Origin of the sequence: Cellulosimicrobium sp. SH8, from assembly GCF_025818875.1 — a bacterium.
Taxonomy (GTDB): Bacteria; Actinomycetota; Actinomycetes; order Actinomycetales; family Cellulomonadaceae; genus Cellulosimicrobium; species Cellulosimicrobium cellulans_D.
This window is the reverse complement of sequence record NZ_JAMXMH010000007.1, coordinates 240,123-253,739: the sequence shown is the minus strand read 5'-3', so window position 1 is coordinate 253,739 and position 13,617 is coordinate 240,123. Positions and strand designations below refer to the sequence as shown.

10 protein-coding genes are annotated in these 13,617 nt (G+C 75.2%); 5 read left to right on the top strand and 5 right to left on the bottom strand.

Features of this window, described 5'->3' with window-relative positions:
- Window positions 1-187: 187 nt before the first annotated feature.
- The gene (locus tag NF338_RS11955) at window positions 188-1,123 is read right to left on the bottom strand and encodes an ArgP/LysG family DNA-binding transcriptional regulator (protein ID WP_264030984.1); all 936 of its coding nucleotides are present in this window, start codon (window positions 1,121-1,123) and stop codon (window positions 188-190) included.
- 52 nt (window positions 1,124-1,175) lie between these two features.
- Here NF338_RS11955 and NF338_RS11950 point away from each other — a divergent pair, with 52 nt between their 5' ends.
- Entirely contained in the window at window positions 1,176-1,865 is a 690-nt protein-coding gene (locus NF338_RS11950; RefSeq protein WP_264030983.1) for a LysE/ArgO family amino acid transporter, read from the top strand.
- A 13-nt stretch (window positions 1,866-1,878) separates the two neighbouring features.
- Here NF338_RS11950 and NF338_RS11945 read toward each other — a convergent pair whose 3' ends face one another.
- The 3 genes from NF338_RS11945 to NF338_RS11935 are packed head-to-tail and all read right to left on the bottom strand — an operon-like array spanning window position 1,879 to window position 3,657.
- Window positions 1,879-2,259, bottom strand: a complete 381-nt coding sequence (locus NF338_RS11945; RefSeq protein ID WP_204538716.1) for a VOC family protein — start codon at window positions 2,257-2,259, stop codon at window positions 1,879-1,881.
- A 44-nt stretch (window positions 2,260-2,303) separates the two neighbouring features.
- The gene (locus NF338_RS11940) at window positions 2,304-2,732 is read right to left on the bottom strand and encodes a methyltransferase domain-containing protein (protein ID WP_264030982.1); all 429 of its coding nucleotides are present in this window, start codon (window positions 2,730-2,732) and stop codon (window positions 2,304-2,306) included.
- 55 nt (window positions 2,733-2,787) lie between these two features.
- Window positions 2,788-3,657, bottom strand: a complete 870-nt coding sequence (locus tag NF338_RS11935; RefSeq protein WP_264030980.1) for an MBL fold metallo-hydrolase — start codon at window positions 3,655-3,657, stop codon at window positions 2,788-2,790.
- Between the two features lie 290 nt (window positions 3,658-3,947).
- On the opposite strand from NF338_RS11935, the gene NF338_RS11930 reads away from it, so the two are divergent.
- Entirely contained in the window at window positions 3,948-4,922 is a 975-nt protein-coding gene (locus NF338_RS11930; RefSeq protein ID WP_264030979.1) for a LacI family DNA-binding transcriptional regulator, read from the top strand.
- Window positions 4,923-4,973: 51 nt separating this feature from the next.
- Here the strand turns inward: NF338_RS11930 and NF338_RS11925 are convergent, their stop codons facing one another.
- Window positions 4,974-10,004, bottom strand: a complete 5,031-nt coding sequence (locus NF338_RS11925) for a glycosyl hydrolase (RefSeq protein WP_264030978.1) — start codon at window positions 10,002-10,004, stop codon at window positions 4,974-4,976.
- A gap of 284 nt (window positions 10,005-10,288) precedes the next feature.
- On the opposite strand from NF338_RS11925, the gene NF338_RS11920 reads away from it, so the two are divergent.
- The 3 genes from NF338_RS11920 to NF338_RS11910 all read left to right on the top strand — a co-directional run bounded on the left by NF338_RS11920 (window position 10,289) and on the right by NF338_RS11910 (window position 13,595).
- The gene (locus NF338_RS11920) at window positions 10,289-10,768 is read left to right on the top strand and encodes a hypothetical protein (protein ID WP_264030977.1); all 480 of its coding nucleotides are present in this window, start codon (window positions 10,289-10,291) and stop codon (window positions 10,766-10,768) included.
- 152 nt (window positions 10,769-10,920) lie between these two features.
- The gene (glsA, locus tag NF338_RS11915) at window positions 10,921-11,958 is read left to right on the top strand and encodes a glutaminase A (protein ID WP_264030976.1); all 1,038 of its coding nucleotides are present in this window, start codon (window positions 10,921-10,923) and stop codon (window positions 11,956-11,958) included.
- A complete protein-coding gene (locus NF338_RS11910; RefSeq protein ID WP_264030975.1) occupies window positions 11,955-13,595 on the top strand; it encodes an MFS transporter in 1,641 nt (546 codons plus the stop codon). Before glsA ends, NF338_RS11910 begins: the two co-directional genes overlap by 4 nt.
- The last annotated feature ends 22 nt before the right edge of the window (window positions 13,596-13,617 follow it).

The window sequence follows — 13,617 nt, the reverse complement described above, 5'->3', positions numbered from 1 at the left end:
GTCGCTCGGCTCTGCGAGCGGGGGACCTCACGAGTGTGCCCCGTGCGGCGGCGCCCGGTGCCCGTCGTCGGAACCGACGCGTCCGATGCGGGTGGGGGAGCGCGGGGCCGGGACGTTCCGGTCGACGTGGGGGTCACACCCCGAGCGTGCCGCTCCTGGGCGACCGGCTCCGGGCCGTCGCCGCCCGTCAGGGGGCGCCGAGCGCGGCACGCGCAGCGCGCGCGACGGCCGCCGCGAGGCGGTCGAGCGACGTGGAGTGCAGGCGCCACTGCTGCCAGTGCTGCGGCACGTGCATCGCCCGGGCGTCGTCGAAGCCGACGAGGCGTCCCGCACGCTCGGCCCGGGCGCTCTGGAGGTCGGGGAGCATGCCCCAGCCCATGCCGAGCTCGATCGCGCGGCGGAACTCGTTCGACGCGGGGACGTGGTGGCGGGGCGGGTCGAGCGCGACCCCCTCTCCCTGGGCGCGCAGACGGAGGTAGCGCTCCTGGAGGTCGTCCTTGCGGTCGAACGCAAGGACGGGTGCGCGGGAGAGCGCGACGGCGGTCGGGCCCTCCGGGAACCAGCGCGCGACGAACGCGGGGCTCGCCATGGGGCGGTAGCGCATCTGGCCGAGCAGGGTCGAGCGGCAGCCGGGGACGGCCTCGGCGACCGAGGTCACCGCGGCGACCGCCGTCCCGTCGCGCAGCAGGCCGATGGAGTGCTCCTCGTCCTCGCGCAGCACCTCGAGCCGCGCCCACCCCGATGCCTCGACGAGCGCGGGCAGGGCCCAGGTGGTCAGGGCGTCGCCGGAGACGACGAGCGTGACCTCGGGCAGCGGCGCGACGCCGTCGGCCTCGGCCGGGTCGCTCGGGGGCTCCGCGGTCCCGATCCCCAGCTCCGCCAGCACGTCCGCCTGCTGCAGCGCGAGGTGGCGCGCGTGCCGGACGAGCACCTGGCCCGGCGGCGTGAGCTCGGCGGGCTTCCCGCGCCGCACGAGCACCTGGCCGACGGCCGACTCGAGAGCGCGCACGCGCTGGCTGACGGCGGACGGGGTCACCCCGAGCCGCTGGGCGGCGGCGTCGAACGTCCCGGCGGCGGAGATCGCGGCGAGCGTGCGGAGCTGGTCGGGCTGGAGGTCCACCATGTAGCAGATCTTAGGGAAGTGCAGAATCTTTCGCTGTACTTCACGGGTCCGCATGCCTACCGTCGAGGGCGTGCTCGCCGCTCTCTCGCCCCTCGTCGCCGGTCTCGCCGCCGGGCTGTCCCTCATCGTCGCCATCGGGGCGCAGAACGCGTTCGTGCTGCGCCAGGGCCTGCGCCGCGAGCACGTCCTGCCCGTCGTGCTGGTCTGCGCGCTCTCCGACCTCGTCCTCATCGCCGCCGGGACGGCCGGGCTCGGCGCGCTCGTGACCGGAGCGCCCGTGCTGCTCACCGTCGTGCGCTGGGGCGGCGCCGCGTTCCTCCTCACGCTCGCGGCCCTCGCCGCCCGCCGCGCACTGCGACCCGGCGGGCTCGACGCAGCATCCGGCGAGGTGTCCGGCGAGGTGTCCGGCGCCGGCGCGACCAGCGCGCGCTCCGCCGTCGGGACGTCGCTCGCCCTCACGTGGCTCAACCCGCACGTCTACCTCGACACCGTGCTGCTCCTCGGGTCGCTCGCGGCGGGGTACGCCGCCGCGCACGCCGGGGGAGCGGGCGGCCCCGACGCCGCCCGCTGGATCTTCGGCGCGGGCGCGATGGTCGCGAGCGTCGTGTGGTTCGCCGCGCTCGGCTACGGGGCGCGCCTGCTCGCGCCCGTGTTCGCCCGCCCCGGCGCGTGGCGCGTGCTCGACGGCGCGATCGCCGTCGTCATGGCGACGATCGGGGTGTCGCTCCTGCTGGGCGGCTGACGCGCCGTCGTCCTCAGGACGTCGCCCAGACCCCCAGCTCGTTGCCGCTCGGGTCGAGGAAGTGGAACCGGCGACCGCCGGGGAACTCGTACGGGCCCTCGACCACCTGGCCGCCCGCGCCCTGCACGGCGGCGAGGGTCGCGTCGAGGTCCGCGGAGAACAGCAGGACGAACGGGCCGCCGCGCGACACGTCGCCCGCCTCCGCGAGGCGCAGACCGCCCGCCTCGTCCGCGCCCGACTCCGCGGCCGTGCGGATCCCCGCGTACCCGGGGCCGTAGGGGACGAACTCCCAGCCGAAGGCCGCGCCGTAGAACGCCTGCGCCGCGGCGAGGTCGGTCACGGGGAGCTCGACATAGTCGATCGAGTGGTGGACGCCGTGCGCGTGGGTGCTCATGCGGTCATCGTGGCGCGGGCCACCCACACGCGCGCGAGCTCCGGTCAGCGGTCGGCGACCACGACGAACAGGGTGACGGAGGCGAAGAACGGCGCGGCCGTGAGGTGCGCGACCCAGCGCTCGTACGCGTCCGGGTCGAGGTGCCCGGCGTCCCGCGCGCGCCGGGCGACGCGCCCGAGGCCCAGGACCGCGTCGGCCTCGCGTGCGTCCTGGAAGACGGCCGTGACCGGGACGACGCGGCCGACCGAGAGGCCCGAGCGCTCGACGAGCGCGGGGAGCCGGCGGCCCATCCACGCGTTGCGCACCACCTCCTCGACCACGTACGCCTGGTACGCGTGCGTGGTCGCGCGGTCGGGCCCGTCGACCGCGAGGGTCCCCCAGTCGGGCTCCGCCAGCACGGCGCGCCCGCCCGGACGGAGCACGCGAGCGACCTCGTCGACGGCGCGCCCCGGGTCCGCGACGTGCTGGAGCACGCGATCCGTGCACGGTGCGATGACCCTGATCGACGGACATGCTGGTGGCGACCGGTCAGGTGAGGTGGTCGAAGTCGCCGCGGACCCAGGCGGCGTGGCGCTGTGCGGAGCGGAGCACGACCTCCCGCGCGTCGGCGGGGACGACGCCCTCGAAGTTGTTGTAGAGCCGCTCGAACGGGCGTCGAGCCACGTGCTCGGCGACGCGCAGCACGACCGCTGCGGACAGCGGGATGCGGTTGGGGTAGGACCGCATGAAGCTGACGGACGTCCGGTCGGGGTTGGCGAAGATCGTGTCGCCGGACAGGAGCACGCCCCGGCCGTCGGCGCCGGCCGCCCAGTGCACGACGGCGCTCCCGGGGAAGTGGCCGCCCGGCTGCGACAGGACGACGCCGGGCAGCACCTCGCGCTCGCCGGTCCAGGTCTCGATGGCCGGGTCGGGCCGCGCGACCCAGTGCGCGTCGGCCTCGGCGACGAGCACGGGGACGCCGCCGAGGGCGCGGCTCCACGCGACCTGGACGCCGAACATGTGCGGGTGGCTCGCGGCGATCGCGACGACCGGGCCGAGCGCGCGCACCCGCTCGACGGCGTCGTCGTCCAGGTAGCCGGGCGGGTCCCAGAGCAGGTTGCCCGCGGGGGTGCGCACGATCTTGGCCTGCTGCCCGATCCCGACGCTCGGCTCGCTCGACAGGCCGAACAGGTCGGGCTCCAGCTCCTCCAGCACGAGGCGCTCGCCGGCCGCGGCGAGCTCGGCGAGCGTGGTCCATGCCTGCCCGGTCGCGGGGACCCACTGGCGCTCGTCGGCGCAGATCGCGCACACGTCCGGTCGTTCGGCGTGCTCGACCGCGCACGTGCGGCAGATCCGCCACTCCTCGCGGGAGGCGGGGGCGTCGGGCGCGAGGGGCTCGGGGGACGGCGTCGTCGTCATGGGCACAGGTCTACCGTGACCCGCCGACACGCGTCACGCGTCACCTTCGAGACGGGCCGCCCCTGATCGCCATCCCTCGTCGTCGTGCGCCCCTGGCCGACGCCGGGAGCGCGCGACGAACCCGGGTTCGGTCCCCACCGCGCGCAGGTCCTGAGGAGCGACCCAGGGCTCGACGGCGGACCGGGTCCCGACACGACCGTGGGAACGCTTCCACCGACGGCCCTCCGCGGGTTAGCGTGGTGCTCCGGGCGCCGCCCGTCATCGCCGACCGGACCGCCCAGGAGATCGCCATGCCGCCCACCACGCTCGACGACGTCGCCGCGGCGGCCCGCGTCTCGCGGTCCACGGCGTCGCGCGTCGTGCGCGGCACGGGCCCGGTGTCCGACGCGGCGCGCCGCGCGGTCCTCGCCGCCGTCGAGGAGCTCGGGTACGTGCCGCACCCGGGTGCGCGGTCGCTCGCCAGCGGGCGGGGCGAGCGCGTCGTGGTCGCGGTCGGGTCGCCGTCCGCGGACCTGCTGGGCGACCCCTACGTCGCGCGCGTCGTCGCGGCGGCCAGCCGCGCGGCCGACACCCAGGGCGTCGGCGTGGCGCTGCGGTGGCTCGGTCGCGACCCGCGCGACGAGCTGGCCCGGCTCGCGCGCGACCCGGGCGTCGGCGGAGTGCTGCTCGTCGACTACTCCGCCGAGGTGCTCGCGAGCGTGCCGCGCACGCTGCTCTCCCGCGTGGCGGCGATCGGTCCCGCCGACGGCCGCGTGCCCTCCTACGACGTCGACGCCGCGGCCGGGATCACCGCGCTCGTCGAGCACGTGCTCGCCGACGGGCGGCGCGACGTCGTCATGCTCACCGGGCCCGGCTGGCTCCCCGGCGCGCGGCGGGCCGTCGAGGCGTACGACGCGGTCGTGCGCGCCGCCGGTGTCCCGCACCGCGTCGTGGCCGCCGACCTCACGGCCCTCGCGGGCGCGGAGGCGGCCCGCGAGGCGCGCCGGCTCTGGCCCGCCGTGGACGCGCTCGTCGCCATGAGCGACACGCTCGCCGTCGGCGCGATGCGCGCGCTCGCGGAGGACGGCGTCCGCGTGCCCGACGACGTCGCCGTCACCGGGTTCGACGACCAGCCCTTCGCGGAGCAGGCCGGTCCGGGCCTGACGACCGCGACCCACCCCGTGGAGCGGATCGCGGCCGCGGCGACGGCGGCCCTGCTGGACCGCCGCCGCCGCGACGACGAGCGCACGTTCCCGTCCGTCGTCGTCCGCCGCACGAGCGCCTGAGCGCGCGGGGCTCGTAGCGGGGTCGGCGCGGTGCACGCCGACCCCGCCACGTCACGCCGACGGCGTCCCGTAGGCGCGCAGCTCCCAGATCGACACGCCCCACGGGGTGAGGCGCTCCGGGGCATCGATCCGCAGGTACCGCCCGGTCCCCGCGACGGCGACGACGTCGGGCGCCGCGGACGTCTTGGCGACCGTGCGCAGCGTGGTCCACGGGCCCGTCGGCGAGTCGCCGACCTGGACCGAGAACCGCGCGGGCGCCGCGGTCTCCCAGTCGATCTCGACCCGCGTCAGCGCGGCGCGCTGCCCGAGGTCGACCCGGAGCCACTGGTCGTCGGCGAACTGGCTCTCCCACCGGGAACCCGGGTTGCCGTCGAGCGCGAGCCCCGGGAGCTGGCCCCCGCACACGCTCGACGCGACGGCCGGCCGGCCCTGGGCGAGCTCGACGACCCCCGTGCCCGGGTCGCCCGTCCCGCCGGAGGGCGTGCCGCCCACGACGACGTCGGCCGTCCCGCTCGCCCCGCCGACCTGCGCCGTCACGACGGCCGCACCGGAGCCCTGAGCGGTCAGCCGCCCGGCCGCGCTGATCGTCGACGTGCCGGTCACCGACCACGCCGCCGCCGTCGGACCGCCGTGCCCCGCGGCGTCGAACGCGTACGCGGTGAGGTCGAGAGCGGACCCGGGGCGCACGTGCGTCGACCCGGGCGAGACGAGCACCGTCGTCGGGGTCACGGCGTCGCCGGCGCGGACGCCGCGCACGCGCAGCTCGAACACCGAGACCCCGTACGCGGGCAGGAGCCGCGTCGGCGCGTCGAGCCGGACGTATCGGCCCGCGCCGTCGACCTCGATCGCGTCCGGGGAGGCGTCGGTCTTCGTCACGGTCCGCAGCGTCCGCCACGGGCCGTCCGGCGCGTCCGCGACCTGCACGGAGAACGTCGCCGCCGCGGCGCCCTCCCAGTCGACCTCGACCTTCTCCAGCTCGTGGCGCGCGCCGAGGTCGACCTGGAGCCACTGGCCGTCGGCCCACTCGCTCTCCCAGCGGGTGCTGGCGTCCCCGTCCACGGCGAGCTCGGGGCGGGCCCCGGCACCGATCGCGGAGCTCGCCGTGACCGCCTTGCCGCGCGCGACGTCGGGCAGGTCCGCCACGACCGCGACGACCGCGGACCCCGTGACCCCGCCCGCCGTCGCCGTGATGCGCCCGGCACCGGCCGCGCCCGCGGTGAACGCGCCGTCGGCCACGCTCCCGCGGTCGCCCGCCGACCACGTCACGCCCGCGAGGGGGAACGGGTCGCCGTACTGGTCGACGCCGGCAGCGGAGAACGCCTGCCGCTCGCCGGAGACGACGCGCGCGAAGGTGGGCTCGACGCTCACGCCGGCCAGGGCGGGCGCCGCGCCGACGCGCAGCGCGTACGACCCGGTGACGCCACCGGACGACGCCCGGACCGTCACCGGGTCGGCGTCCTGCGTGGCGCGGAACGTCGCCGTGCGGGCGCCGGTCGAGGCGACCGTCCCGCCCGCGTCGACGGTCCACGTCAGCCCCGGCAGGTCGACGACCGCGCCGTACTGGTCGTACCCGGTCGCGGTGAGCGCGACCTCCTGCCCCGCGGGCACGGTCCGGACGGAGCCCGCCGCGCTCACCTCGACGCGGTCGAGCGCCGCGTCGAGCCGGTGCCGCACGACCTGCCCGGGCGGCACGTCGATCGTCCCCACCTGTCGCGCGCCCTCGTAGACCGGGTACCGCTGCTGCTGGTCCGTCGGGTTGAAGACCACGTACGTGTACGCGTCCCCGTCGCGGTACACCTGGCTCGTCGGCGTCCCGACCCGGCGGTCCGTCGTGTGCTGCCCGAGCCCGCGGTTCGCGAGACCCGTGTAGTGCACGAGGCCGGCCATGGACACGCCGCGCGCCACCGGGTCCCCGCGCTCCTCGAGCTCGGCCGACACCACCGCGTACATGTCCGGGTCGACCTGTGCGACGTAGCCGAGCACGACGTTGCCGAGCGCGTCGCCCATGCGGGCGTACACGTCCGCCGCGTGCGCGACGTCGCCCGCGTCGCCCGGGTCGAAGCCGCGGACGTCGTACGCGTAGAGGTCCTCGAGCGCGCCGGGGTCGGCCGTGTAGTCGGTCGACAGGTAGCGGAACGCGGGCCACGACGTCGCCCACTCCTTCGGGTCCCGGTCCGGGGCGTCCGCCGGTGGCGCGACCGGGCGCAGGGCGGCGGGCAGCGCGTCGGGGTTCCACACGTCGGCGGGGAAGACGAGCTCCCCGTCGGCGCCGACGGAGAACAGCAGCGCGCCCCGGCCGGCGTCGTAGAGCGGGTTCGCCGCCGTGCGCGCCGTGACGTAGGCGGCGTGGTGCCGGTACGCGTTGCGGATGCCGTCCTGGAGCGACCGCACGGCCGCCGCCCGGTCGAGCTGCACGTCGGCGCCCCAGTCGGTGCCGACGCCGTACCACTGCTTCGCGGCACGGGCGAGGTTCCCGCCGTTGTCGCCCGGCACGTACTCGCCGAGGACGCCGGGACGCTCGTCGAACATCCGGGCCAGGAGCTCGGTGCCGAAGTCGGCGTCCTCGCCGAACCACGAGAACCACGGACCGGTCGGCATCCACTGGATCCCGTACATCCACGCCGGGTCGCCGGAGAAGTAGGTCGCGAACGCCTGGCCGGAGTCGAAGAGGATGCCGGTCGTGCCGTGCTCGTACGCGGCCGGGAAGTTGCCCGGCCCCTCGGACGCGGGGGCGCCGGCGCGGCCGTGGTAGTCGAACCAGTACTCCTGGACCGCGGCGCGCTCCGTCACGTAGCCCATCGCTCCGGTGTCGCGCATCGCGTCGTCGCCGAGCGCCGAGCCGAGCAGGAACAGCCCGACCCACGACTGGATCGCCTCCGAGCTCGACTCCTGGTTGTTGCCCCCGGGCGAGCTGAGGCCGCCCGCGTACGAGTGGCCCTGCCACGTGTCGAACGTGCGCAGGTAGGGGAAGGCGTCGTCGTCACGGTCCCAGTTGCCGTACTGCTTCGCGACGAGCGTCGCGAGGTCGCCGTACCGCGCGCCCCACTCCGGGTCCTCCAGGGCGAGGTACGCCGCCGCCAGGGTGAAGTAGCCGTAGTGGAAGTGGTTGTCGGTGAACTCGAGCGACCCGTAGGAGTCGGAGAAGCCGATGAGCGCCTGCCACGTGGGGTACCGCGCGAAGAAGTGCTCCGTCTCGCCCGGCGTGTACGTGAACCAGTCGTCGAGCGCGGTCGTCAGGGAGCCCTTGAGCGTCGCGTACGCGTCGTCGGCGCCGATCTCCTTGGCCACGGCCATGTACTCGGCGAGCTGGAGCACGTCCTTGCCGCCCCAGTACGTGTCGCCGCCGTACCCGGTCTTCGCCGCGTAGTCCTCGACGTAGCGGACCATGCGCTCGCGGTCGTACCCCGGGGTGCCCTCGGGGTCGGGCAGGAACGGCACGATGCCCTCGAACGGGTACCGCAGCTCCCAGCCACCGTGCCCCGCGGTCGTCCGCAGGAGCCCGCGCGGGGTGTCGTAGGTGCCGCCCGTGAACGCGAGGTCGTGCTCCGCCTCGCGGTAGTGGTGGGGGAGCCAGCCCTGGAGCGTGTCGAGGTTCGCGCCCTGCAGCGCCTCGGTGTCGACGTCCCACGTCTGCGTGACGAGGCCGCTCGCGACGTCGTAGTCGTACGCCATGCGCGTGTCCCGCACGACGGCGAACGCCCGCTGGTGCATCGCCGCCAGGTCGGCGCCCGAGCCCGCGCCCTGCGACACCGCCGAGACGACGAGATACGGTGCGCTCGCCGTGACGAGGAGCGCGTTCCCCGCGCGCTCGACGTGCGAGCCGTCGGGCAGGTGGATCCCGTACGAGCGCCCGTCCTGCTGGACGCGCAGCGCCGAGACGTCGGCCGGGAGGGTGAGCGGGGCGCCGTCGAGCCCGAACAGCTCCGCGTCCTCGTCGACCGTGATCCGCGGCTGCACGCCGTCGAGCTCGAACCACACGTACGGCACGCCGCGCGCGGCGGTGACGTCGATGCCCTGCGGCCGGTCGGCCGTCTCGCCCTCGCCGCGCAGGCGCCACGACACGTCCCACTCGCCCCAGCCGGTCACCGTCGCGTCCTGCGCGGCGAAGGTCGAGGAGAGCCGGGCCTCGAGCCCGTCGGGGTCGTCGGTGCGCACGACCTGGTCGACCAGGACGTGCGCCCAGCCCGCCTGGAGCTGGTCGACGACCTCGATGCGGGCCGTGCGGCCGCGCAGGTCCGCGACGTCCCAGGTCACCCACGCGAGCTGCTCGGAGTCCTTGCCGGTCGCGGCGCGGACGGTCTGGCCGTCGACGACGAGGCGCACCTCCTCCTGCCCGGGGTGGTTGCCGCCGCCGACGAGGAACGCGACGTGGTCACGGTCGACGGTGAACGTCGGCGAGGTGAGCGTGCCGGTGGCCCCGTCGCCCTGGGCCGCGGTGAACGAGTTGACGAGGCGGTTGCCGAGGAAGCCCGAGACGGGGCTCTGGCCCGCCGCGGTCCCGGCGGCCGGGCCGCCGGAGAAGGCGGTGCCCGTGGCGGTCCAGCCCGCGGGGTAGCCGTCCTCGAAGTCGGCCATGACGACGTCGCTCGGCCCGAGCGCGGGCTCGGCCGTGGCGCCGACGACGATCGGCGACTCGAGCACGCGCGCGGTCCCGGCGTCGTTCCAGCGCGTCGGGAGCGTGACGCGTGTCCCCTCGCGGGAGTTCGACACGACGAGCGGGTTGGCCCACAGGTCGCCCGAGTACCTGCTGACGAGCAGGTCGGTCCACCACGCGTTCGTCGGGACGGGGGTCCCTGCGAGCGACTCGTCGAGGTAGAGGTCCTTGTCGACGAACCCGCTCACGTCGCGGTTCGGGTTGTCGAGCGCCGCGGGCGGCGCGGACGCGTACGAGCCGGAGCCGACGCGGACGACGTCCGGGTTCTCGACGGGCTCGGCGCCCGCGGTCGGCGGCGCGGCGAGCGCGAGCCCGGCGACGAGCGCGACGGCGGCGACCGTGGTCGCCGCCCGTCCTCGGGGGGTGCTGCGGGGGGTCCGCGGGCGCGCGTCAGGGTGACGGCGCACGTCGGCGTGCGGTCGGGTCATGCTCACCTCTCAGGCTGGCGGGGCGGGCGGCGGTGCCCGCGCCGGTGTTCGTCGCCGAGGCCCCTACGCCCGGCGACAGCGATCCCGATCGACGATGTCCGTTTTAGACCATGAGGGAGCGCTCTCTCAGCGTAGGGCAGAGTCCGCTGGCGTCAAGCCCCGCCCGATGCGCCCCCGCGACCGATAGGGTCGGCGGCCGGACGACGGCGCTCCTGTGCGTCTCGTGGCCACCATCGACCGCCGCCCGTCCCGACGGGTGCGGTCCACACAGACCAGGGGGACCCATGACGCTGCCACCCGACCTTCCCGCCGGTGAGCAGGCTCCGACCGTCGCGCGACCGAGGCGCCGACGCCTCGTCCTCGTCGTCGTCCTCGCCGTCGTCCTTGTCCTCGTCGCAGCGACCGTGCTCGTCGTCTACCTCGACCAGCGCCCGCGCCTCGAGCGCCAGGCGAACATCGACGCCGTCGCGGTCGCGTTCGACGACTGCGGCCTCGGCCGCACGGGCGCGACCGTCGACCGCGACAACGGGTCGATCGACTTCGACGCCGTCGGGACGGGGGCCGGCCCGACCTGGGACGACGTCGAGTGCGTGGGCGACGCGCTCGGGATGCCGGAGGAGTACCTCACGCAGCTCCAGGGCCCGGGCGACGGGTTCGCCTCGGAGGAGCTCCGCTGGGACGTCTACCTGGCGCTGCGGCTCACGGGCGACGGCGACACCCACGTGTCGATCTACCACGACTGGCAGGCGGCGTCCTACGACTGAGGGCGACGACGCCCGGCCCGGATCCGTCGAGCGAGACCAGCACCCCGCCCGCCGCGCGGTGATCTCCCGCCGCGGCTTCCCCCTGCGCTCCCGGTGCGGGCGTGGCAGCATCGCGCGTGATCGTCGTGGACGATCCGGACGAAGGGAACGGGATGGGACTGGACGTCGACGGTGTCGAGCAGGAGGTCGCGACCGGGTCCCTCCCGGGCTGGCACCGCGTCGAGGAGCACGTCCGCGCGGCGCACGAGCGCTACCGCGGGAACGACGACGGCGCGGTGGCCGACTACATCCCCGTCCTCGCGGAGGCCGACCGGTCGCTGTTCGGCGTGTGCGTCGCCGAGTCGGGCGGTGCGGTCCACGCCGTGGGCGACGCCGACCTCGAGTTCTCCGTCCAGTCGATCTCCAAGGCGTTCGTCTACGCGCTCGTGTGCGAGGCCTACGGGCACGAGGGCGTGCTCGAACGGGTCGGGGTGGACAACACGGGCCTCGCGTTCAACTCCGTCATGGCGGTCGAGCTCCACGACGGCCACCCCCGCAACCCCATGGTGAACGCGGGCGCCCTCGCGACGACGGCGCTCATGCCCGGCTCGTCCTTCGCCGAGCAGTGGGAGAACGTGCGGACGGGCCTGTCCCGGTTCGCCGGCCGGTCGCTCGAGCTCGACGGGGTCGTGTACCGGTCCGAGGCGGAGACGAACATGCGCAACAAGGCCATCGCCCGGCTCCTGGAGAGCTACGGCCGGATCGAGGTCGACCCGCTGGAGGTCGTCGACGTCTACACCAAGCAGTGCGCGCTGCGGGTGAGCGCACGCGACCTCGCCGTCATGGGCGCGACGCTCGCGGACGGCGGGGTCAACCCGGTCACGGGCGAGCGCGTGGTCTCGGCGCAGGTGTGCCGGGACACGCTCGCCGTGCTCGCCTCGACCGGGATGTACGAACGCTCGGGGGAGTGGCTGTTCGAGATCGGCCTTCCTGCCAAGTCCGGCGTGGCAGGAGGGATCGTCGCCGTCGCGCCCGGCAAGGGGGCGATCGGCACGTTCTCCCCGCCGCTCGACCCGGCCGGGAACAGCGTGCGCGGGCAGCGCGCGACCGCGTACCTCTCGCGGACCCTCGGCCTCAACCTGTTCGCGTCGTCCGCGCAGGTCCCCGTGACGCCCACCCGCCCGACCGAGAGAACGGACCCGGCCTCGTGAGCACCCGAGACGTCGTCGACAGCAGCACCGCACCAGCGACGGAGGACCGCCGGTCGTGGGTGCCGATGGTCGGCCTGTTCCTCGCGCAGGTCCTCATGTCGTTCAACGTCGCCGCCCTGCCGGTGTCGCTGGGCGGCATGGTCGAGGACTTCGGCGTCCCGCCGACCGTCGCGAGCACGACGATCGTCGTCTACGGCCTCGCGGTCGCGGCGCTCGTCATGACCGGGGCGAAGCTCGGGCAGCGCATCGGGTGGGTCGCGATCTTCCGGGTCGTCGTCGCGACGTTCGCCGGCTCGGCGCTGCTCATGATCCTCTCGCCGACCGTCGCATGGGCCATCACGGGCCAGGCCGTCGCCGGCGCCTCGGCCGCGATCATCGTGCCCGCGCTCGTCGCCCTCATCGCGGAGAACTACCGCGGACCCCAGCAGGCGACGGCGATCGGCTCGCTGGGCTCGGCGCGCGCGGTGTCCGGTATGAGCGCGTTCTTCATCGGCGGCGCGCTCGGGACGCTCATCGGGTGGCGGCCCACGTTCGCGATCGTCCTGGCGCTCGCCGTCGCCGTCTTCGTCCTCAGCTTCCGGCTGCGGTCCGACGCCGGCGACCCCGGCATCCGGATCGACCTCGTGGCCGCGGTCCTCATCGGCGCGGCGGTCGTCTCGCTCACGCTCGGCTTCAACAACCTCAACGCCTGGGGCCTGTTCTTCGCCTCGGAGGGGGCACCGTTCGACCTCGTCGGCGTCTCGCCCGCGCCCCTGCTCGTGCTGCTCGGCGTCGTGCTCGGGCAGACGTTCTTCTGGTGGACGCGGCGCCGGACCGCCGCCGGCAAGGTGCCGCTCGTCGACCTGTCCGTCCTCGCGCGCCCGAGCGAGCGGGCGGCGGTGTACGCGATGTTCGTCGTGGTCGCGCTCGAGGCCGCGCTGAACTTCACCGTCCCGCTGTACATCCAGATCGTGCAGGGCCGCACCCCGTTCGACACGGCGCTCGCGATGATGCCGTTCAACCTCACGGTGTTCGTCACCGCGACGCTCGTCGTGCGGTTCTACCGGCGCTACCCGCCGCGCACGATCGGGGTCTTCGGCTTCACGCTGACCACCGTCGCGCTGCTCTGGTTGTCGTTCGTCGTGACGAACAACTGGGAGACGCTGCCCACGATCCTCGGCCTCGTCGTCTTCGGGGTCGGTCAGGGCGCCCTCGTGACGCTCGTGTTCAACGTGCTCGTCACCGCGGCGCCCAAGGCCCTCGCGGGCGACGTCGGCTCGATCCGCGGCACGACGCAGAACCTCGCCTCGGCGGTCGGCACGGCGCTCGCGGGGGCTCTGCTCGTGACGATCCTGTCGTTCAGCGTCGGGCGCGCGGTCGTCGAGCACCCCGAGCTGCCGCCGTCGCTCGTCGCCCAGGTCGACCTCGATACCGTCAACTTCGTGAGCAACGACGACCTGCGCACGGTCCTCGCGGGCACCGACGCCACGCCCGCCCAGGTGGACGCGGCCGTCGCGCTCAACGAGGAGGCGCGCCTGGGGACCTTGAGGATCGGGCTGCTCATCCTGGCCGGGGTCAGCGCGACGGCGATCCTCCCCGCGAGCCGTCTGCCGCGCTACCGGCCCGACGAGATCCCCGACCCGTCGCCCGCCCGGTAGCGCGCCCGCCCGGTAGCCCGCG

Bases quoted from the DNA above. Each gene is read 5' to 3' on its own strand.
- NF338_RS11955 (WP_264030984.1), bottom strand. From the start codon at position 1,123: ATGGTGGACCTCCAGCCCGACCAGCTCCGCACGCTCGCCGCGATCTCC.
- glsA (WP_264030976.1), top strand. From the start codon at position 10,921: ATGGGACTGGACGTCGACGGTGTCGAGCAGGAGGTCGCGACCGGGTCC.
- NF338_RS11935 (WP_264030980.1), bottom strand. From the start codon at position 3,657: ATGACGACGACGCCGTCCCCCGAGCCCCTCGCGCCCGACGCCCCCGCC.
- NF338_RS11930 (WP_264030979.1), top strand. From the start codon at position 3,948: ATGCCGCCCACCACGCTCGACGACGTCGCCGCGGCGGCCCGCGTCTCG.
- NF338_RS11950 (WP_264030983.1), top strand. From the start codon at position 1,176: ATGCCTACCGTCGAGGGCGTGCTCGCCGCTCTCTCGCCCCTCGTCGCC.
- NF338_RS11925 (WP_264030978.1), bottom strand. From the start codon at position 10,004: ATGACCCGACCGCACGCCGACGTGCGCCGTCACCCTGACGCGCGCCCG.
- NF338_RS11945 (WP_204538716.1), bottom strand. From the start codon at position 2,259: ATGAGCACCCACGCGCACGGCGTCCACCACTCGATCGACTATGTCGAG.
- NF338_RS11920 (WP_264030977.1), top strand. From the start codon at position 10,289: ATGACGCTGCCACCCGACCTTCCCGCCGGTGAGCAGGCTCCGACCGTC.